Genomic DNA, 19,661 nt, shown 5'->3' with positions numbered 1-19,661 from the left:
GCACGCGTGGGAGACGCCCGGACCGGGCAAGGTGACCGCCATGGACGACAAGGAGATCCGCAGCAAGATCGAGGCGCTGGTCGAGGAGGAGCACGCGCTCCGCGACGCCAGCGAGCACACCGACGAGCAACGCGCCCGGCTCCGGCAGATCGAGGAGGAGCGCGACCAGCTGTGGGACCTGATCCGCCAGCGGGACGCCAAGCGGCAGTACGGCGAGGACCCCGACGAGGCCCAGCCGCGCCCGGAACCCCAGGTCGAGAACTACCTCCAGTAGCGGCGACCCCCGGCCCGTCAGCGGTGGTGGTCGGCCCCCAGCAGGGCCAGCTGCCAGAGCAGCCGGGACCGGGGGTCGGCCACCGACCGGCCGGTGACCTGCTCGATCCGGCGCAGCCGGTGCATGACCGTGTTGCGGTGGCAGTACAGCTGGTCGGCGGCCCGGGTCGGTGATCCGTCCGAGGCCAGCACCGCGGTCAGCGTGTCCAGCAGCACGTCGCGTTCGTCGGCGGGCAGGTCGAGCAGCCGGCCCAGCGACTGCTCCACGAGCCGGCGGGCGATCTCCGGTGAGCTGCTCAGCAGCGCCTCGGGCAACCGGTCGTCGATCGTGACCACCCGCGGCTGGCCCGGGGGCAGCGTGCGGGCCGCGGTGTCGGCCAGCCGCCAGGCGGAGGCGACCGCCGCGGCGCCGTCCACCACGGCGGAGATGCCCACCGGGCCGGCGGCCAGCTCCGCCAGCCAGGTCACCACGTCGCCGACCTGACGGGTGCCCAGCGCGACGACCCCGACCTGGGCACCGGAGCGCCAGCCCCACACCGACCGCACACCCCGCTTCAGCAGCCGGGCGCCGGGGTCGGTGAGGTTGGGCCCCCCCGACTCGTCCGGGGGCGCGACGGCACACACCAGCCGGCCGTCCAGCGGCAGGGCCAGCAGCTCCGAGGCCGTCCGGACGAACACCGGGTCACCCCCGCGGCCACCCAGCAGCCCGTCCAGCACCTGCTGCCGGGCCTGGTCGTCGATGCCGGCCAGCCGGCGTTCCTCGGTCCGGTAGGCCTCGGCCAGCGCCGCACACTGCACGTCGTTGACGTGCCAGACCGACCCCGCCACCTCGAGCAGGACGTCGCTGTCGCCGGGCGCCTCGGCGGCCCGGGCCGTCGCCCGCAACGCCTCCCAGGTGACCTGCCCGCCCAGCCGGTAGGCGCGCAGCACCGTCTCCAGCGGCACGCCCTGGATCGCCCGGCGCCGCCCGACCTCACGGGCCGCGGCCAGCGCACCGCGGCCGCCGTCGTCGGCGTCGCCCATCAGGGTGCGCACCGCCCGCTCGAGGTTCGCCCGGCCGGACTCGAACAGCTCGGCCCGGACGACGGGCCCCTGCTCGGTGTACGCACCCTCGGTGCGCTCCAGGATGCTGATCATCCGGGAGGTCATCTCGTCGAGCTGCCCGAGCAGCGGCGGGGCGAGCTGGGCCAGCCGCGCGGAGACCTCAGGTCGGAACGGTTGCACCCCGCCCCCCTTCTGTGACACACGGCACACTGCACAAGCAATCGGAGTGATCGCTGTGCTCCGCGCCCATTGTGACCGCACTCACCGCACCGCACGCTCGGGTGGTCGGATCATCCGGCACCTGTTCGCCGCGCCATGCCCGGCGGACGGGGCACCCGAGGCAAAGGAGCCGTGGGCCCGTTGGCGCAGCCGACCCCGACTGCAGGCAGCACTGCGATCGACCGCACCGCTGCCCCGGACACCGACCGCGCCCCTTCCGCCAGCCTGGAGATGACCGGGATCACCGTCGCCTTCGGCGGCGTGATCGCACTCTCCGAGGTCTCGCTGGTGGTCGAGCCGGGCCAGGTGCACGGGCTCATCGGCCCGAACGGCGCAGGCAAGACGACGCTGTTCAACGTCGCCTGCGGGATCGTGCGCCCCACGGCGGGTGAGATGACCTGGCGCGGTCAGCCCCTCCGCCGGCTGAAGCCGCACCAGCTGGCCGGCCTGGGCATCGCGCGCACCCTGCAGGGCGTGGGCCTCTTCCCCGGCATGACCGTGCTGGAGAACGTCATGATCGGCGCCCACCGGCACGCCCGCGCCGGCTTCGGCTCCGCGCTGTTCGCCCTGCCGCGCTCCGACCGTGACGAGCGGGAGCTGCGCGCCCGGGCCATGACCGCGCTGAGCGACCTGGGCGCCCAGCAGCACGCCGGCCGCTACCCCGGTGGGCTCCCCTACCCGGTGCAGAAACGGGTCGCGCTGGCCCGCGCTCTGGTCTCCGCACCGGACCTGCTGCTGCTCGACGAGCCCGCCAGCGGTCTCGCCGAGGACGAGATGCACGACCTCGGCGAGCTCATCCGCACGCTCTCCGGCCGGATGAGCGTGCTCCTGGTGGAGCACCACATGGACCTGGTCATGCGGGTCTGCGACCGGATCACCGTCCTGGACTCCGGCCGGCAGATCGCCGCCGGCACCCCGGCCGAGGTGCAGGCCGACCCCGCCGTCACCGAGGCCTACCTCGGTGACGAGGTGACCGCCGAGGAGGACGCGGCCGGCACGACCCCCACCGACGGAGGGCGCCACCATGGCTGACACCCGGGCACACGGCAGCACCGCGGTCGCGACCGGCGGGGACACCGCCACCGCTCCCGCCCTGCTGCAGATCGAGGACCTCACCTCCTCCTACGGGGCGGTCCGGGCACTCGACGGGGTCTCGCTGACCGCCGACGCCGGCCGGATCACCGCCGTCCTGGGTGCCAACGGCGCCGGCAAGACCACCCTGCTGCGCACCGTCAGCGGGCTGGTCCGGGCCTCCTCGGGCCGGGTCACCCTCGCCGGGGAGGACATCACCACCGCCTCCGTCGAGTCGATGGTCGGCCGGGGCATGGCCCACGTGCCCGAGGGGCGCGGCGTCATCTCCGAGCTCACGGTGCACGAGAACCTGCGGGTCGGGGCGCTGTTCCGCGGCAAGGTCGAGAAGAGCGAGTACGACCGCATCTACGACCTGTTCCCGCGGATCGCCGAGCGCCGCGACCAGCCGGCGCACGTGCTCTCCGGGGGTGAGCGGCAGATGCTCGTGATCGGGCGGGCACTGCTGGCCCAGCCGCGGATCCTGCTGCTCGACGAGCCCTCGCTGGGCCTGGCCCCGCGGATCGTGGCGCAAATCTTCGGCCTGCTCCGCCGGCTCGTCGACAGCGAGGGGCTGTCGGTCCTGCTGGTCGAGCAGAACGCCCGGAGCGCCCTGTCGGTGGCCGACGTCGGCGTCGTCCTCAACCTCGGCCGGGTGGTCGTGACCGACTCCGCCCGCACGCTGATGGCCGACGAGGACCTCCGGCACGCGTACCTGGGCTTCTGACCCACCTCTCCCCGAGTCCGCTCCGCACCGCCAGGAAGGCACCTCCTCCGTGCAGTACTTCGTGAACGTCACCCTCACCGGGCTGACCGAGGGAATGGTCTACTCGGCCTTCGCCCTCGCCCTGGTGCTGATCTGGCGGTCCACCCGGATCGTCAACTTCGCGCAGGGCTCGATGGCGGCGGCGACGACGTTCATCGCGCTCGCGCTGATCCAGGCCGGGCAGTCCTACTGGGTCGCGCTGATCGTCGCCCTGCTCTCCGGGCTGCTGCTGGGCGCCATCATCGAACGGGTCGTCATCCGGCCCGTCGAGGGCGGGCCGGAGCTCAACGCGGTCATCGTGACCCTGGGCCTCTTCGTCGCCATCCAGGCCGCGATCGCGATCGTCTTCGGCTCGGCGTTCCAGTCCTTCCCGACCCCGTTCGGCCTGGAGGGCTTCCAGGTCGGCGACAACCGGATCGCCCTCACCCCGAACAGCGTCTGGGTGATCGCCGCGGTGCTGGTCACCATGGCGCTGCTGGTGGTGCTCTTCCGGTTCACCCGGATCGGCCTGGCCATGCGCGCCTCGGCGTTCGGCCAGGAGGTCGCCCGGCTGCTCGGCGTGCGGGTCGGCCGGATGCTCACCCTGGGCTGGGCGCTCGCCGCCGTCGTCGGCTCGCTGGCCGGGCTGCTCATCGCCGGCGGGGAGTTCGTCTACCCCGCCTACATGGACAGCCTGATCGTCTTCGGCTTCGTCGCCGCCGTGCTCGGTGGGCTGGACTCCCCCATCGGCGCCATCGTCGGCGGGCTGATCCTGGGCCTGGCCCTCAGCTACGTCAGCGGCTACGTCGAGCGGGGCAGCGCCCTGGTCAACGTCGCCGCCCTGGTCATCCTGATGGTCGTGCTGCTCGTGCGGCCCGGTGGCCTCTTCGCCAGCAGCACGGCCCGGAGGGCATGACGATGAGCGACCTGCAGAGCCCCGCGAACACGACCGCCGAGGGCAGGACGACCGGCAGCAAGACCGCCGAGGAGGCCCCCACCGAGGCGACCGCCGGAGCCGACCAGCCCACGGCCAGCCGGCGGCGCAGCCTGCTCCCCCAGTCGACGCTGCTGCGGCACCTGCTGGTGCTGCTGCTCGCGGCCGTCGGCGCGGTGGTGCTGCTGGAGATCACCGACCCGTTCACCAACTCCCAGCTGGCCACGCTGACCTACTACGCCATCGCGGCCGGCGGGCTGACCGTGCTGACCGGGATGAACGGCCAGATCTCGCTGGGCCACGGCGCCCTGATGGCGGTGGGCGCGTACACCACCGCGCTGTTCCTCTCCGCCGACGAGCCGCTGCCGCTGCCGCTGATCCTGCTGGCCGCGATCGTGACGGCCACCGCCGTCGGCGCCCTGGTCGGGGTGGCGGCCGCCCGGCTGCACGGCCCCTACCTGGCCGGCGCCACCCTCGCCCTCGCCGTCGGCCTGCCCGGCCTGGCGATCTACTTCCACGACGTCCTCGGCGGCGAGCAGGGCATGCGGGTGCGGGCCCCCCGGGCCCCGGAGGCGTTCGAGTCCTTCATCAGCGCCGTCTCCGGCAACTCGGCGACCAACACGAAGTGGCTGGCCTACCTCGGCGCCATCTGCCTGCTGATCACCTACTTCCTGCTGGCCAACCTGATCCGCAGCCGGATCGGCCGCACCTGGCGCGCGGTGCGCGACCAGGAGGTCGCCGCCGAGCTCGCCGGGATCAACCTCGGCGCGTGGCGGGTGCTCGCCTTCGTGGTGAGCGCGGCGGCTGCCGGGCTGGCCGGCGGCGTGCTGGCCCTCGTCGTCCGACTGGCCGCCCCCAGCGGCTTCACTCTGGTCCTCTCCCTGGCCCTGCTCACGGCGATCGTGATCGGCGGGCTGGGCAGCCTGCTCGGCGCACTGCTCGGCTCGGCGCTGCTGGTCTTCCTGCCGCCGTTCGTCACCGACCTGGGTGCCGGCTGGGGCCTGGACAACACCGAGGCCGCCCAGCTGGCGCCGTTCGTCTACGGCGTGGTGCTCATCGTCGCGATGATCTTCGCCCCCGCCGGCGTCGTCGGCACCCTCCGCATGCGCTGGCTCACCCGCCAGGCGAAGCGGTCGGCCGCCCAGTCGAGCAGGGGGTGAGGACGACCAGACCGAACCGCCGCTCCCGGCCCCACGACCCCCCACACACCCCCGGGCAACGATGCCCGGACAGCACCAGAGGAGAACCGTTGTCCAGATCCTCTCGACGTCTCATGACCGCCATCGCCGCAGCCACCGCCGCCTCCACCCTCGCCGCCTGTGGCGGGAGCGATGACGGCGGCGGGGACGGCGGCGGTGGCGGTGGCGGCGACGCCAGCGCCAACGAGGCCTCCGACATCGGCATCACCGAGGACTCGATCAAGCTCGGCGCCCACTTCCCGCTCACCGGGGTGGCCGCACCCGGCTACAGCGAGATCCCGACCGGGGCCGATGCGTACTTCGACTGCCTCAACGAGGCGGGCGGGGTGAACGGCCGGACGATCGACTACATCTACCGCGACGACGCCTACAACCCCACGACCACCAGCCAGGTGGTCAACCAGCTGGTTCTGGAGGACGAGGTCTTCGCCATCGTCGGCGGCCTCGGCACCCCGACGCACAGCGCCGTCCTGGACTTCCTGAACAGCGAGGGCGTGCCCGACCTGTTCGTCTCCTCCGGCTCCCTGCTGTGGGGCGCGGACCCGGAGACCAACCCCTACACCTTCGGCTGGCAGACCGACTACGAGAGCGAGGGGAAGATCATCGGTGAGTACATCGCCGAGAACTTCCCGGACGCGAAGGTCGGGCTCTTCCTCCAGGACGACGACTTCGGCGAGGACGGCGAGGCCGGCATCCGCCAGTACATCGACGACCAGATCGTGGCCGCCGAGCGCTACACCCCGGGCAACACCAACGTCGGCCCGCAGATCGCCGCCCTGCAGGCCGCCGGGGCCGACTTCGTCGTCGGCTTCAACGTGCCCAGCTACACCGCCCTGTCGCAGCTGACCGCGCTGCAGCTGGGCTACGACCCGCAGTGGTTCTACTCGAACGTGGGCTCTGACCCGACGCTGGTCGGCAACCTGCTGAACAACTTCTCGCAGGGCACGGTGAGCGACGCCAGCCTGCTCGACGGCGCGCTGACCACCGACTACCTGCCGACGGTCGACGAGCCGGACAACCCGTGGGTGCAGGAGTTCCAGCGGATCTGGGACGAGTGCGGCGGCGACGGTGAGCTGACCAACTACCGGATCTACGGCATGGCGCAGGCCTACACCACCGTGCAGGCCCTGCAGGCGGCCGGCCAGAACCCGACGCGCGACGACCTGATCGAGGCCATCGAGATCGCCGGCGGCGACTGGGAGGGGCCGGTGCTCGCACCGTTCCGCTACTCCGAGGAGAGCCACATGGGCACCGCCGGCATGTCGATCAGCCGGATCACCGGTGACACCACCGAGCAGGTCGAGCCGGTGCAGCTGACCGACATCGGCGACGCACCGATCGAGGACTTCGACGGTGAGCCGGCCGAGGTGCCGGAGAACGGCATCCCGAACGAGGAGTCGGTGATGGACTGATCCCGGACCTCGTCCAGCGGACGGGTCCCACCGACGGGCCGTCGGTCTCCCCACGGGAGGCCGGCGGCCCGTCGGCCGTCCGGCACCAGGACGCTTCGACATCGAAGTGTCGGCGAGTTGATCTCCGGGTAGGGCCGCGGGGACCCGCCGGGCACGGCGTGGGCTCGGCAGAACGGGAGCGGCAGATGGCGGTGCAGGGAGCAGTGCGGAGCACGCGGGAGATCCGCCGGGCAGTGGTGACCGGGGGTGCCGGGTTCCTGGGCTCGCACCTGTGCGAGCAGCTGCTCGACCGGGGCGTCGAGGTGGTCTGCCTGGACAACTTCCTGACCGGCTCCCCGCAGAACGTGCTGCACCTGATGGAGCGCCCCGGCTTCCGGCTGGTCCGCTGCGACGTCACCGACTACGTGCACGTGCCGGGACCGGTCGACCTGGTGCTGCACTTCGCCTCCCCGGCCAGCCCGCTGGACTACCTGAAGATGCCGATCGAGACCCTCAAGGTCGGCAGCCTGGGCACCCTGCACACGCTGGGCCTGGCCAAGGAAAAGGGCGCCCGGTACCTGCTGGCCTCCACATCGGAGGTCTACGGCGACCCGCTCCAGCACCCCCAGCGCGAGGACTACTGGGGCAACGTCAACCCGGTGGGTCCGCGCGGGGTCTACGACGAGGCGAAGCGCTTCAGCGAGGCGCTCACCACCGCCTACCGCACCTCCCAGGGCATCGACACCGCGATCGTGCGGATCTTCAACACCTACGGCCCCCGGATGCGCGCCGACGACGGCCGGGCCATCCCCGCGTTCGTCGGCCAAGCGCTGTCCGGGCGGCCGCTGACCGTCGCCGGTGACGGCTCCCAGACGCGGTCCATCTGCTACGTCGACGACACGGTGCGCGGCATCCTGGCGCTGGCCTTCAGCTCCGCGACCGGCCCGATGAACATCGGGAACCCCGACGAGCTGTCGATGCTGGAGCTGGCCCGCTGGATCGTCCGGCTCACCGGGTCGGCGTCCGAGGTCGGCTTCGTCGACCTCCCCGTCGACGACCCCAAGGTGCGCCGGCCGGACACCACCCTGGCCACCGAGGTGCTCGGCTGGCAGCCCAGCGTGCCCTCCGAGGAGGGGCTCCGGCGCACGGTGGAGTGGTTCGCCGCCCAGCGCGGTGACGCGGCCCGGGCCGGCTGACCTGGTCTGCCGCACCGGCGACGGAGCGTGATCGGCCGAACGCTGTGGGCTTGAACGCCGACCGTCTGTCCCCCAGAACTGGGTAGAGTGCCGAGACGACGCGATGCCCGCGTCGGCCCCGCGGTCACCGCAGGGCGCCTGCACGGAACCAGACACGACGGAGAACCCAGATGGGGCGGCACGCCCGTACTCCCGCCCGTTCCGGGACGGCCAGCCGACCGGCCCTGCTCACCGGGCTCGCGGTCGTGGTCGCCCTGGCCCTGATCGCCGGCGTCGCCTGGTGGGCCACCGGCCCGGACACCGGGACGGCGGAGGCCGCCGGTTGCGACGAGCCCGAGACCGTCCGGGTGACCGTGGCCCCCGAGCTCGACACGCTGGTCCGGGAGCTGCTGGCCGAGCCGCTGCCGCTGGGCGGCGACGCGTGCGCCGTGGCCGACGTCGAGGCCACCGAGCCGCTGCAGACGCTGGCCGCCCTGGGCTCCCTCGGCGCCGACGCACTCCCTCAGGTGTGGGTGCCCGACTCCTCGCTGTGGGCCGCCCGCGCCAGCAGCGCCGACCTCGAGGTGGCCGGGTCGCTGGCCACCTCACCGCTGGTGCTCGCCACCAGCCGCGCCGCCGCCGACGAGCTGGGCTGGACCGACGATGCGCCCAGCTGGGGCGAGGCCCTGACCACCGGCCGACCGCTGGCCGTGCCCGACCTGGCCGCCAGCGCCGAGGGGCTGTCCGTGCTGGCCGCCGTCCGGCAGTCGCTCGGCGGTGGGGAGGACGCCGACAACGCCGTCGTCGAGGCCGTGCTGGCCGCCGGGCGGGGCGACGTGCCGACCGTCGCCGACGCGCTGGCCACCGGCACCGAGAACGGGGCCGACGCACCGCTGGTGCCGGTCAGCGAGCAGGAGGTGCTGGCCGCCAACCGCGCCGCCGGCTCCGACTCCCTCGTCGCGATCTACCCGAGCGAGGGCTCTCCGTCCCTGGACTACCCGGTGCTGCGGCTGCCCTCAGCCGAGGAGGACTCCGCGGCCGTGGACGCCGTGGTCGACGCGCTGACCGCCGCCTCGGCCGGCGAGCAGGCCCGGGCCGCCGGCTTCCGCGACGCCGCCGGCACCGCGCCCGAGGGCGCCGGCCCCGGCACCGGTGTGCAGGCAGAGGCGCCGGAGGCGCTGGAGCTGGACGCCGCCGCGGTGCAGGCCCTGCTCGGCCGGCTGTCCAGCCTGGCCACCCCGTCCCGGCTGCTCACCGTCATCGACGTCTCCACCTCGATGAACGCCCCGGCCGGCGACGGCACCCGCGCCACCCTGGCTCGCGACGCCACCAAGAGCGCACTCACCCTGCTGCCGGACTCCTACTCCGGCGGCGTCTGGGGCTTCGCCTACCAGCTCGACGGCGAGCGCGACTGGGTCGAGCTGGCCCCGCTGCGCGCCCTCGGGGCCGACGCCGGTGGCCGGACGCAGCGGGAGCTGGTCGACGAGCAGCTCGACACCCTGCCCAACCTGCTCGCCCCCGGCGGCACCGGGCTGTACGACACGACCCTCGCCGCCGTCCGCACCGCGCGGGAGGCCTACGACCCGAACGCGGTGAACAGCGTCGTCCTCATCACCGACGGGACCGACGACGACGACGCGGCGGCCATCGAGTTGCCCGCCCTGCTGGACACCCTGCGCGCCGAGGCCGACCCGGAGCGCCCGGTGAAGGTCATCGGGATCGCGCTGGGCCCCGACGCCGACCTCGCCGCGCTGGAGCAGATCGGCGAGGCGACCGGCGGTGCGGCCTACCAGGCACTGGACCCCGAGGACCTGCAGGGCGTGCTGTTCGACGCCATCCGCCGCCGCGGCTGAAGAAGGACCCCTCTGCCCCCACCCTGCAGAGGGGCCGGATCAGGTGCGGGCGAGGAGGGCGTCGAGGGCTGTGGTGACCTCGTCGACGGTGACCGTGGCCAGGGCGGGGTCCAGCGTCGTCCCCCAGGGGTCACCGGTGCCGTCGCCGTACCAGCAGACGACGTGCTGGGCGCGGGGCGGCGGCCCCCACAGCGCCGGTGACACCGGGCCGAAGAGCACCACGGACGGACGGCGGTAGGCGGTCGCCAGGTGGGCCACCCCGGTGTCCCCGCAGACCACCACCCGGGCGGCGGCGACCACGGCGGCCAGTTCGAGGGACGTCGTCCGGCCGGCCAGCACGGCGCCGTCCCCCAGCCCGGCCTGCGCGGCCACGGCCAGGGCGAGCTCCCGCTCGGCCGGGCCGCCCGTGATCGCGACCTGCAGCCCCTGGGCGGCCAGGTGCCGGGCCACGGCGGCGAACCGCTCCGCCGGCCAGCGCCGGCCCGGGAACGCCGCCCCCGGGTGCACGACCGCGACGTCCCGCACCGGCGGCTCGACGTCCGGGACGGTGAGGTCCAGGGCGTCCGGATCGCAGTCGACGCCCAGCCCCTCGGAGACCAGCCGGCACCAGCGGCGCACCTCGTGCTCGTCGGCGTACCAGGTCGGCCCGGGGTAGCCGGGGCTGTCGAAGGTGAGCAGCCGCTGCGGGCGCAGGCCGGCCACCACGACGTGCGAGGCGGGGCCCTTGCCGTGCAGGTCGACGGCGAGCTCCGGCGGCGGGCCGGCCCAGTCCAGCGGCTCGAGCTCGACGGCGGGCAGCACCTCGTCGACGGCGTCGATCAGCGCGGCCAGCGGCTCCAGCGCCCGGGTGGTGGCCAGCACCAGCCGGTGGTCGGGCACCGCGGCCCGGATGCCGCGGATCGCCGGCACCCCGGTGAGCAGGTCCCCCAACCCCAGCGGCCGCAACACCACCGCCACCGGCTGCCCGTCGACAGGAATGGCCATCTCTGTCGGCGTGGGGTCGGTCACCAGACGCGGGAGCGCTCGACCAGGGCGGTGGTCGAGTGGCCGTCCAGGTAGGGCAGGACGACGGCCTGCCCGCCCCACGTCTGCAGCACCGCGGCCTCCGGGAGGTCCGCGCCGGCGTAGTCACCGCCCTTGGCCCACACGTCCGGGCGCACCTGCTCGAGCACCTGCGCCGGGGTGTCCTCGTCGAAGACGACGACGGCGTCCACGAACTCCAGCGCCTCCAGCACCCGCGCCCGGTCGGGAGCGGTGACCAGCGGGCGGGTCGGGCCCTTGAGCCGGCGCACCGAGTCGTCGGAGTTGATGCAGACCACCAGGCAGTCGCCGAGCCCGCGGGCGGCCTGCAGGGTGGCGACGTGCCCGGCGTGCAGCAGGTCGAAGCAGCCGCCGGTGGCCACGACGGTGCCCCCGGCCGCGCGCACCCGGTCCAGCACCGCGGCCAGCCGGGGCGCCGGGCGGGGCGCGTCGGTGTCGGGGTCCGCGACGGCCGGCTCCGCGTCCCAGGCGGTGGCCCCGCCGCGGGCGACGAACGCCCCGGCCGCGGCGACCGCGGCGGTGACCGCCTCGCCGGTGACCGCGCCACCGGCCAGGGCCACGGTGACCGCGGCGGCGAAGGCGTCACCGGCGCCGCACGGGTCACCGCCGGTGACCGGGGTGGCGGGGACGACCATCGGCGCGCCCTCGCCGTAGGAGAGCAGGGCGCCGCGGGCACCGAGGGTGATCGCGACGGCGCCGACCCCCCAGTGCGCGATGAGCGCCTCCGCCCGGGCGCCGACCGCGGCGAGCCCCTCGCCGGTCACGTCCAGGCCGGCTGCCCGGGTCGCCTCGGCACCGTTGGGGGTGACCAGGCGGGTCGAGGGCACCGGCTCCGCGCCGCGGGGGTGCGGGTCCCAGACCACCGGGCCCGAGGCGGCGGAGAGCGCGGCCCGCACGTCGGGGGCCGACGTCGTGCCGCGGCCGTAGTCGGCGACCAGCACGGCGGCGGCGTCCCCGATCGCCGTCGCGGCGGCGGCCGGGAGCGCGCCGAAGGTGGCGACCGCTCCCCCGCTGTCCAGCCGGGCGACGGAGTGGTCACCGACCCGGATCCGCTGCTTGACCGGGGTGGTGCTGCTGGCCGGGATCTCGATCAGCCGGACCCGGCCGTCGAGCAGGGCGCGCAGCCGGGCGGCGCCCTCGTCGTCGGCGAGCGGGGTGACCAGCACGACCTCCCGGCCGCCGGCGGACCGTGCGGCGAGCACGGCGGCCAGTGCGGCCCCGCCCGGGCGTTCGCGGGTCTCGACGTCCTCGACCACCGGCACCGGGGCGTCGGGGGTCAACCGGGACGCCGTCCCGACGAGGTCGACGTCCAGCAGGGCGTCACCGACCACGACGATCGGCCGGGAGACCCCGCGGGTCACGAGACCACCTCGACGTGGCTGCGGGTGGAGATCCGGGGCGAGTCGGCGAGCACGGCGGCGTCGAAGGCGGCGCACAGCAGGTGCAGCGCGACGAGGTGGCACTCCTGCACCGTCGCGGTCCACGGCGAGTCGACGGCGACCGTCTCGTCGGCGACGGCGGCCAGCGGGTTGGGCGCCGGGCCGGTCATCGCCAGCACGGTGATCCCGCACTCGCGGGCCCGGCGGGCCGCGGCGACCGCGTTGGGGCTGCGGCCGCTGGTCGACAGCAGCACCAGCACGTCGCCGTCCCGGCCGTGTGCCTCGACCTGCCGGGCGAACAGCTCGTCGGCCGGGTAGTCGTTGGCGATCGCCGTCAGCGACGAGGTCTCGGCGGTCAGGCAGATCGCGGAGAACGGCGGGCGGTCGGCGCGGTAGCGGCCGACCAGCTCGGCGGTGAGGTGCTGCGCCTGCGCCGCGCTGCCGCCGTTCCCGGCGGCCAGCAGCCGGCCGCGGGACGGCCCGGTCAGCACGTCGGCGAGCAGCCGGCCCCAGCGGTCCAGCGTCTCGACCTGCTCGTCGAGGCCGCGCAGCGCGGTGCGCAGCGAGGCGACGTGGTCGTGCCCGGTGAGGTGCGTGCAGGTGTCGGGCGAGACGACCTCGAGGTCGGAGGAGGGTGCGGTGCTCATGACGGTCCTTCCAGCGAGGGGGTTCATCGGGCGGCCTCCACCGGGGTCCGGGCGGAAACCACCTGCCGGTACACGGCGTCGGTGTCGGCGACGACCCGGGACCAGCGGTAGCGGGTCCGGGCCCGGGTGACGCCGGCGGCGCCGTAGGCGACCCGCCGCTCGTCGTCGGCGAGCAGGGCGGCCAGCGCCTGCCCGAGGGCGTCGGGGTCACGTGCTGGGACGAGGTCGCCGGTCACGCCGTCGGCGACGGTGTCGACCAGCCCGCCGACGGCGGTGGCCACGACCGGCCGGCCGCAGGCCATCGCCTCCAGCGGGGTGATGCCGAAGGGCTCGTACCAGGGCACCGCCAGGACGACGTCGGCCGAGCGGATCCAGCCCGGCACGTCGGCCCGGGACACCGCGCCGGTGAAGACCAGCCGGTCGGCGACCCCCAGCTCCGCGGCGACGGCCCGCAGCCGGCAGACCTCCGGGTCGGTGTCCAGCTCGTCGGTCGGCGGGCCGCCCACGACGACCAGCTCGGCGTCGGGGACGGCGGCCAGCGCCCGGACGGCGTCCTCCTGGCCCTTCCGCTCGACCAGCCGGCCCAGCACCAGCAGCCGGGGACGGCCGGAGCGCGGCGCGACCGGCCCGTCCGGCGTGAACTCGTCGGTGTCCACGCCGCACGGCACGATCGACACCCGGTCGCTGGGCAGCCCGAGCCGGCGCAGCTCGAACACCTCGTCGCTGCAGGTGGCGACCACGTGGTCGACGTCGGCGCACAGCCCGCGTTCCAGGTCGATCCGCTGCTCGGGCGAGGTGTCGGCGTCGCCCTGGTGCCGGCGCTTGACCGAGCCGAGCGCGTGGAAGGTCTGCAGCACCGGGATGCCGAGGCCGGACGCGGCCTGCACCGAGGCCAGGCCGCTCATCCAGAAGTGCGCGTGCACGACGTCGGGCCGGGTCGTCGACCACTCGGCGCGCAGCACGTCGGCGAAGGTCGCCATGTGCTGGAGCAGCTCGTCCTTGGGCACGACCCGGGCGGGCCCGGCGGCGACGTGCGCGACGTCGTAGCCGTCCGCCGTGGTCACCCGGTCGGGCAGCGCGGCGTCGTCCCGGCGGGTGTGCACGGTGACCTGGTGCCCACGCTGGGCCAGGCCGGCGGCGAGCGCCGCCACGTGCACGTTCTGCCCGCCGGCGTCGACGCCGCCGATCGCGGCCAGCGGCGAGGCGTGCTCGCTCACCAGGTCGATCCTCATCGGGTCACCTCGCTCAGCAGCGTGTCCCAGTCGGCCAGGAAGCGGTCCAGCCCGTACCGCTCCAGCGCCGCGGCGCGGGCGGCCTTGCCGGCCAGCCGGGCGGCGTCCGGCTCGGCGACGAAGTGCCGGACCGCCTCGGCCAGCCGCTCGGGCCGGGTGGAGAGCACCCCGGCCTCGGCCGGCACCGCCTCGACGGCCTCGGTCGTGGCCAGCCCGACGACCGGCATGCCCAGGTGCATCGCCTCCAGCAGCGACAGTCCCAGGGAGGTCCAGCGCACCGGGTGCACGTAGACCCGGCGGCGGGCGAGCTCGTCGTGCATGGCGGCCTGCGGCGGGTCGTCGTACAGGCCCACCCGGTCCGGGTCCAGCCCGTAGCGCTCGTGCAGCCCGGCCAGGCCCATCCCGAACACGTCCAGCGGCGCGGCCGCGGACAGCAGCGGCAGCAGGTCGCCGCCGGTGTACCGGCCCCGGCGGACCGGCTCGTTGACCACCACGCCGGCGCGGGCCAGCTCGCCGGTGTACCGCTCGCCCGGGTCGACGATGCCGTGCTCGATGACCGTCGTCGGGGCGCTGCCGTTGTCGTAGAAGAGCTGGTTGAAGAAGGTGACGTGGGCGATCGGGATCTCGCGCTGGTCGGCCAGCGGGTGCCGGGTGTTCGGCACCGCCCCGTCGGGGGCGTTGTGCTCCAGGAAGACGGCCGGGAGGTCGCGGCCGGGCTCGCGGCCGAGCCACTCGCGGACCAGCTCGAGGTCGCGGGTGCGCTGCAGCACGACGACGTCGACGTCCTCGTCGCGCAGCTGGTCGGGGGTGACCTCGCGGGCCGACGCGGGCCACTCCCAGGTGCGGGCGCGGCCCAGGCCGTCGGGGCCGCGATCCGGGGTCACCGGGAGCAGGTAGTCGTGGGTGCCCTGGACGAACGACGTCGTCCAGGAGCCGTGCACGTGCCAGAGCAGGACGTTCATGGTGCGACCACCTTGTCGACGGCGGCGACGACGTCGGCTGGGCTCACCGACGTCAGACAGGGATGACCGGGCACCGGGCACTCGCGGGCCCGGGTGTCGCGGCACGGGGCGGACTGGTCGCCGAGCAGCACGGTGGGCACACCGTAGGGCGCCCACCGCACGGCCGGGACGACCGGGGAGAAGAGGGAGACGACGGGCGTGCCGACGGCGGCGGCCAGGTGCGCCGGGCCGGTGTTGCCGACGACGACGGCGGCCGCACCGTCGAGCAGCGCGGCCATCTCGGCCAGCGTGGTGGCCCCGCCGAGGTCGGTGCCGCGCCGGCCGGCGACGGCCGCGGTCAGCGCCCGCTCCCCCGGCCCGCCGGTGACCAGCACCCGCCGGCCGGCGTCGGTGAGCGCCTCGACCGCCTCGGCACAGCGCTCGACCGGCCAGGCCCGCGCGGGCACCGAGGCACCGGGGTGCAGGACGACGTAGCCCGGCTCCTGGCCGGTGGCCGGCAGCGGACGGCGCACGGCGAGCTTCCCGTCGTCCCCGGCCGGCAGCTCGAAGCCGGCGGCGCGGGCCAGTGAGAGCGCCCGTTCCGGCTCCGGCAGGTCGTCCTCCACCCGGTGCCGGACGTCGAGCAGCGAGCCGGGGTAGTCGACGCTGATCGCGGAGATCCGCCGCACGCCCGCGGTGCGCAGCACCAGGGCCAGCGGCAGCGGCGACTGGTGGAAGCTGGTGCTCACCACCGCCTCCTCGACGCCGAGGGCGCGGACCCGGTCGGCGAGCGCGGCGATGTCCTCGGCGTCCACCGGCTGCGGCGAGCCGTCGATCCACGGGCAGTGCCAGGTCAGCACGTCGTCGATGCCGGGCAGCAGCTCGGCCGCCGCCGTGCCCTGCGGGCTGGCCAGGAAGACCACCCGGTCGGCGCCGGCGGCCACGGCGCGCACCAGCGGGCCCTGCAGCAGCACGTCGCCGGCGTTGTCCAGCCGGGCGACCAGGACGGTGCGCGTCACCAGGCGCCTGCCAGCACGTCCTCGACCGCGTCGACCAGGGTGGGCGCCCGGTGTGCCGCGGCGGTGACCTCGGCGGGGCGGGTGACCGTCGTCGGCACCAGGACCGAGGCGGCACCGGCCGCGGTGGCGGCCTCGACGTCGGCACCGATGTCACCGATGACGACGACGCGGGACGGGTCGACGTCGAGCTCGGCGCAGGCGGCCTTGACCATGCCGGGAGCCGGCTTGCGGCAGTCGCAGCCGTCCTCGGGCGCGTGCGCGCACACCTGGACGGTGTCGAAGGGGCCGAGCAGCTCGGCGACGCGGGCGTTGACCGCATCGGCCTGCGCCCGGGTGATCAGCCCCCGGCCCACGCCGGACTGGTTGGTGACCAGGCCGATCCGCACGCCGCGCGCGCGGAGGGCGTCCAGCACCTCGCGGGCGCCGTCGACCGGGCGCACCTGGGCCGGGTCGCCGTTGTAGGGCACGTCGTGCACCAGCGTGCCGTCGCGGTCGAAGAGGACCAGGTCGGGCAGGCCGCGCCACGGGATCACGGTGCGGTGCTGCAGGGCGCCGCGCAGGAAGTGCCAGCTGGCCAGCGGCGGGATCAGCGCGCTGCTGGCGAGCATGGTGGTGACCTCGGCGCGGTCCCGTGGCCCGGGGGCGATCCGCGCCCAGGCGAACTCGGCGGTGCCGGCGGCCCAGCCCAGGGCCGCGAGCGCCGCGGCGCGCGGCCGCCCCGCGGCGGCCAGCCCGAGGGCGGCCACCGCCGCCGCCGTGACGGCCAGGTGGCGGGGACGGCGGCCGACGGCGGCGTCGGCGCGCGCCCGCCAGGTCGGCCCGTGCAGCCGGCGCATGAGGACGTCGTCGGCGTTGCCGGCCTGCACCCGGGCGGACACCCAGCGGTCGGTCGGTCGGACCGGGTGGGTGATCCACCGCTCGCCACGGGTCAGCGCCGACCCGGTGTCCATGATCCGCAGCGCCAGGTCGGAGTCCTCCCGGAAGGCCCGGGGGAAGCGCTCGTCGAACCCGCCGACCGCGGCCAGTGCGGACCGGCGGTAGGCCAGGTCTGCGGTGATCCAGCTGCTGGTGGCCAGCCCCGCGGTGCCGCGCTCCCAGTCGGTGGGGCGGCGGTCGTCCGGCAGCGGGACCCGCACCCGGCCCTGGGTGCCGGCCGCGTCGGCGGGCAGGGCGGCGAGGTCATCGGCGAGCCGGGCGAACCAGTCGTGGTCGGGGACGACGTCGTCGTCCAGGAAGGCGATCCACTCGGTGCGCGCGGTGCGCCAGCCCAGGTTGCGGGCCACCGCCGGCCCGCCACCGCCGGTGCGCACCACCCGGACCGGGGGCAGGCCCGGGCGTTCCGGGCGCAGCGGTTCGCCGCTGGGCCGGTCGTCGACCAGCACGATCTCGGCCGGACGCGGGCCGGTGGCGTCGGCCAGGGCGTCGAGGAGAACGCCCAGCGACGGCCGTCCGATCGTCGGTACGACGACCGTGCAGTTGCAGAGGGCACCGGACATGTCCGGAATCGTGCCCCGAAGATCGTCTCCGAAACACTACGGGCTTTAAGTTGTCCGGCCGTCCACCCGGACGTGGCGGACCCGGTCAGGGTGAGCAGCAGGGACGACGGGCGGCGGCCGGGGTGGGCGGCGGGGCCCTCGTTCAGCGCGGGCGACGGGTCGCGGAGGACACCCGGGCGAGCGCATCGGTGACCACGGCGGCGTCGTCGCCGAGCATCGTCAGCAGGTGGGCGACCAGGTCGTCGTGGGTGGACATGGCCGCGCGGACGCGGTCCCGGCCGGTGTCGGTCAGCCGGGCGTGCAGCAGCCGCCGGTCGCCGTCCAGTCGCTCGCGGGTGACCAGCCCGTCCTCGACGAGGCGGTTGACGGTGCTGGTGATCCCCGGCCGGGAGAGGCCGACCGCCTCGGCCAGGTCGCCCATCGAGGCGTGCTCCGCCGGGGACTCGGCCACACGGCGCAGCACCTCGAATCCGGTGAGCGACAACCCGTGCTGGCGGTGCAGCGCCGAGTCGACCCGCCGGGTGATCCGGTCGTGCACCTGGACGATCCGCAGCCAGGTCTCCGGCGCGCTCGGTCCGGCGGCGGCCAGGCCCCGCACGTCCCGGGGCACCCCCCGCGGTGGTGCGCCGTCGTGCAGCCGGTCCGCAGGCTGGTCCATCGGTGGGTCCACGTCTCCTTCGCAGCGCTCGTCCCGGTGCCGTCCACCGGACTGCCCGCTCACCGTCGCCCCCCGGGGTGCCCGCTCCCCGACCGGCGCACACCCACCAGCCCGATCGCGCCGGCCGCGGTGAGCAGGGCCAGCCCGGCGGCGAGCACCACCGGTTGGCCGGTCTGCTCGGTCACCGGCGCGGCGCGGGCGGCCACCTCCAGGTCGACCTCGGCGGTCGCCGCGGACTCGCCGCCGACGAACTCCAGCGTGGCCTCACCCAGCGCGACACCGCGCGGGATCTGGACGACCGCCTCGACGCTGCCGTCGGCCGCCGCGGTGACGGTGCTGAGCAGCTCCCCGTCGCCGGCCAGGCGGACCTCGACCGGCTCACCCGGCAGGAAGCCGCTGGCCCGCACGGTCACCACCCCGCCCGGCGACACCGACGCCACCGGGGACCAGCTCGCGTCACCGCTGGAACGGGACGGGCCACCGGACCCGGCGTCGGCCTCCGTCGAGGACGTGCTCGACGGCGCACCGCTGGAGGCCGTGGGTGCCGACGTGGTGCGGTCCGCTGCGGTGGGCAGCGGCGTCGCGGGCAGGGACGGGGTCCTGGGCCACTGCGTCGTGCTGGACGACACGGGGGCCGGCGTCGGGCTGGCCGGCACGGGAGGGGGCGTCGTGCTGGACGGCGCAGGGGTCGACGGCTCGGCCGTCGAGGGCTCAGGAGTGGAGGGCTCGGGGGTCGAGGGCTCAGGGGTCGAGGGCTCGGGGGTCGAGGGAGGGGGGCTCGACGGAGGTGGCGTCGACGGCCCCGGGGTGGCGGTCGGCGTCGACGGATCCGACGTCGGGGTCGGCGTCACCGGGGTGGGCGGCGGCATGACCGCCGCGCAGTCCTCCTCGCTCGGCCGCGTGTAGGTCTGGAAGTGCAGCGGCTGCTCCACCGTCCCGTCCGGGTCCGCGACCGTCACCGACACCTCGACGGTGACGCCCCAGTCGACGTCCTCGCTGGTCAGCTCCACCTGCTCGCCGGGGTCGAGGTCGGCGACGTCCTGCTGCTCGACCCCGTCGAAGACCAGGGCGACCCGGTGCGGCTCGGTGCCGTTGGTGACCTGGACCCGGACGACGGCCGGGCCGCAGCTGGGGCCGTGGGTGACCGACGCGGTCGGGCGCCGCGGGTCCTCCAGCGCAGCGGCTGGACCGGCCGCGGCGACCCCGGCCACCAGGATCGCGCCGAGCGCGAGGCCGGCGGTCAGCGCCGGGCGGGCGACCGGGCGCGTCAGCGGCACGGCGGTCCCCCGTTCTCCAGCGCCCGGTGGACGACTGCTCTGCGACGTGCAGTCGTCCTGCCCAGCAACT

Annotated in this window: 18 protein-coding genes; 8 read left to right on the top strand and 10 right to left on the bottom strand. The window is 75.3% G+C overall.

Annotated features, from left to right (window positions below):
- The first annotated feature begins 40 nt into the window (after positions 1–40).
- Positions 41–274: a DUF2630 family protein gene (locus tag O2W16_RS14950; RefSeq protein WP_269159606.1), complete on the top strand. Its 234-nt coding sequence runs from the start codon at positions 41–43 to the stop codon at positions 272–274.
- A gap of 17 nt (positions 275–291) precedes the next feature.
- Here the strand turns inward: O2W16_RS14950 and O2W16_RS14945 are convergent, their stop codons facing one another.
- Entirely contained in the window at positions 292–1,497 is a 1,206-nt protein-coding gene (locus O2W16_RS14945) for a helix-turn-helix domain-containing protein (protein ID WP_269159605.1), read from the bottom strand.
- A gap of 171 nt (positions 1,498–1,668) precedes the next feature.
- Between O2W16_RS14945 and O2W16_RS14940 the strand changes: the two genes are divergently transcribed.
- From O2W16_RS14940 to O2W16_RS14910, 7 genes are all read left to right on the top strand, one after another.
- Positions 1,669–2,568 (top strand): ABC transporter ATP-binding protein, encoded by a 900-nt coding sequence (locus O2W16_RS14940; RefSeq protein ID WP_269159604.1) that lies wholly within the window; start codon positions 1,669–1,671, stop codon positions 2,566–2,568.
- Positions 2,561–3,331: an ABC transporter ATP-binding protein gene (locus tag O2W16_RS14935; protein ID WP_269159603.1), complete on the top strand. Its 771-nt coding sequence runs from the start codon at positions 2,561–2,563 to the stop codon at positions 3,329–3,331. Before O2W16_RS14940 ends, O2W16_RS14935 begins: the two co-directional genes overlap by 8 nt.
- 49 nt (positions 3,332–3,380) lie before the next feature.
- A complete protein-coding gene (locus O2W16_RS14930; protein ID WP_269159602.1) occupies positions 3,381–4,265 on the top strand; it encodes a branched-chain amino acid ABC transporter permease in 885 nt (294 codons plus the stop codon).
- A gap of 2 nt (positions 4,266–4,267) precedes the next feature.
- Entirely contained in the window at positions 4,268–5,443 is a 1,176-nt protein-coding gene (locus tag O2W16_RS14925) for a branched-chain amino acid ABC transporter permease (RefSeq protein ID WP_269159601.1), read from the top strand.
- A gap of 113 nt (positions 5,444–5,556) precedes the next feature.
- Entirely contained in the window at positions 5,557–6,894 is a 1,338-nt protein-coding gene (locus O2W16_RS14920; RefSeq protein ID WP_269159600.1) for an ABC transporter substrate-binding protein, read from the top strand.
- 203 nt (positions 6,895–7,097) lie between these two features.
- Positions 7,098–8,069, top strand: a complete 972-nt coding sequence (locus O2W16_RS14915; protein WP_269159599.1) for a UDP-glucuronic acid decarboxylase family protein — start codon at positions 7,098–7,100, stop codon at positions 8,067–8,069.
- Positions 8,070–8,239: 170 nt separating this feature from the next.
- Positions 8,240–9,901, top strand: coding sequence for a VWA domain-containing protein (locus O2W16_RS14910; RefSeq protein ID WP_269159598.1), 1,662 nt, complete (start codon positions 8,240–8,242; stop codon positions 9,899–9,901).
- 39 nt (positions 9,902–9,940) lie between these two features.
- On the opposite strand, the gene O2W16_RS14905 is transcribed toward O2W16_RS14910, so the two are convergent.
- The 9 genes from O2W16_RS14905 to O2W16_RS14865 form a co-directional block, all read right to left on the bottom strand.
- On the bottom strand, positions 9,941–10,885 hold the full coding sequence (locus O2W16_RS14905) for a glycosyltransferase family 9 protein (RefSeq protein WP_269159597.1): 945 nt from the start codon (positions 10,883–10,885) through the stop codon (positions 9,941–9,943).
- A 20-nt stretch (positions 10,886–10,905) separates the two neighbouring features.
- A complete protein-coding gene (gene rfaE2, locus O2W16_RS14900) occupies positions 10,906–12,303 on the bottom strand; it encodes a D-glycero-beta-D-manno-heptose 1-phosphate adenylyltransferase (RefSeq protein WP_269159596.1) in 1,398 nt (465 codons plus the stop codon).
- Positions 12,300–12,968, bottom strand: a complete 669-nt coding sequence (locus O2W16_RS14895) for a D-sedoheptulose-7-phosphate isomerase (RefSeq protein WP_269159595.1) — start codon at positions 12,966–12,968, stop codon at positions 12,300–12,302. Before O2W16_RS14895 ends, rfaE2 begins: the two co-directional genes overlap by 4 nt.
- A 23-nt stretch (positions 12,969–12,991) precedes the next feature.
- The gene (locus O2W16_RS14890; RefSeq protein ID WP_269159594.1) at positions 12,992–14,200 is read right to left on the bottom strand and encodes a glycosyltransferase; all 1,209 of its coding nucleotides are present in this window, start codon (positions 14,198–14,200) and stop codon (positions 12,992–12,994) included.
- Positions 14,197–15,162 carry a glycosyltransferase gene (locus O2W16_RS14885; RefSeq protein ID WP_269159593.1) on the bottom strand — a complete coding sequence of 322 codons (966 nt, stop codon included), beginning with the start codon at positions 15,160–15,162 and terminating at the stop codon, positions 14,197–14,199. The genes O2W16_RS14890 and O2W16_RS14885 overlap by 4 nt, the downstream gene beginning before the upstream one ends.
- Entirely contained in the window at positions 15,159–16,160 is a 1,002-nt protein-coding gene (locus tag O2W16_RS14880) for a glycosyltransferase family 9 protein (RefSeq protein WP_269159592.1), read from the bottom strand. Before O2W16_RS14880 ends, O2W16_RS14885 begins: the two co-directional genes overlap by 4 nt.
- Positions 16,157–17,656 carry an HAD-IIIA family hydrolase gene (locus O2W16_RS14875; RefSeq protein ID WP_269159591.1) on the bottom strand — a complete coding sequence of 500 codons (1,500 nt, stop codon included), beginning with the start codon at positions 17,654–17,656 and terminating at the stop codon, positions 16,157–16,159. The genes O2W16_RS14880 and O2W16_RS14875 overlap by 4 nt, the downstream gene beginning before the upstream one ends.
- Positions 17,657–17,798: 142 nt before the next feature.
- Positions 17,799–18,314, bottom strand: a complete 516-nt coding sequence (locus tag O2W16_RS14870) for a MarR family winged helix-turn-helix transcriptional regulator (RefSeq protein WP_269159590.1) — start codon at positions 18,312–18,314, stop codon at positions 17,799–17,801.
- Positions 18,315–18,373: 59 nt separating this feature from the next.
- Positions 18,374–19,591 carry a hypothetical protein gene (locus tag O2W16_RS14865; protein ID WP_269159589.1) on the bottom strand — a complete coding sequence of 406 codons (1,218 nt, stop codon included), beginning with the start codon at positions 19,589–19,591 and terminating at the stop codon, positions 18,374–18,376.
- Between the last annotated feature and the right edge of the window lie 70 nt (positions 19,592–19,661).

This window comes from Modestobacter sp. VKM Ac-2984, assembly GCF_026967985.1.
Taxonomy (GTDB): Bacteria; Actinomycetota; Actinomycetes; order Mycobacteriales; family Geodermatophilaceae; genus Modestobacter.
The sequence above is the reverse complement of the archived record's forward strand: the minus strand, read 5'-3'. Positions and strand labels throughout refer to the sequence as shown.

Excerpts from the sequence above, each read along its gene's own strand:
- O2W16_RS14950 (WP_269159606.1), top strand. The coding sequence starts at position 41 with ATGGACGACAAGGAGATCCGCAGCAAGATCGAGGCGCTGGTCGAGGAG.
- O2W16_RS14935 (WP_269159603.1), top strand. The coding sequence starts at position 2,561 with ATGGCTGACACCCGGGCACACGGCAGCACCGCGGTCGCGACCGGCGGG.
- O2W16_RS14925 (WP_269159601.1), top strand. The coding sequence starts at position 4,268 with ATGAGCGACCTGCAGAGCCCCGCGAACACGACCGCCGAGGGCAGGACG.
- O2W16_RS14920 (WP_269159600.1), top strand. The coding sequence starts at position 5,557 with ATGACCGCCATCGCCGCAGCCACCGCCGCCTCCACCCTCGCCGCCTGT.
- O2W16_RS14910 (WP_269159598.1), top strand. The coding sequence starts at position 8,240 with ATGGGGCGGCACGCCCGTACTCCCGCCCGTTCCGGGACGGCCAGCCGA.
- O2W16_RS14905 (WP_269159597.1), bottom strand. The coding sequence starts at position 10,885 with ATGGCCATTCCTGTCGACGGGCAGCCGGTGGCGGTGGTGTTGCGGCCG.
- O2W16_RS14895 (WP_269159595.1), bottom strand. The coding sequence starts at position 12,968 with ATGAGCACCGCACCCTCCTCCGACCTCGAGGTCGTCTCGCCCGACACC.
- O2W16_RS14890 (WP_269159594.1), bottom strand. The coding sequence starts at position 14,200 with ATGAGGATCGACCTGGTGAGCGAGCACGCCTCGCCGCTGGCCGCGATC.
- O2W16_RS14885 (WP_269159593.1), bottom strand. The coding sequence starts at position 15,162 with ATGAACGTCCTGCTCTGGCACGTGCACGGCTCCTGGACGACGTCGTTC.
- O2W16_RS14875 (WP_269159591.1), bottom strand. The coding sequence starts at position 17,656 with ATGTCCGGTGCCCTCTGCAACTGCACGGTCGTCGTACCGACGATCGGA.
- O2W16_RS14870 (WP_269159590.1), bottom strand. The coding sequence starts at position 18,314 with ATGGACCAGCCTGCGGACCGGCTGCACGACGGCGCACCACCGCGGGGG.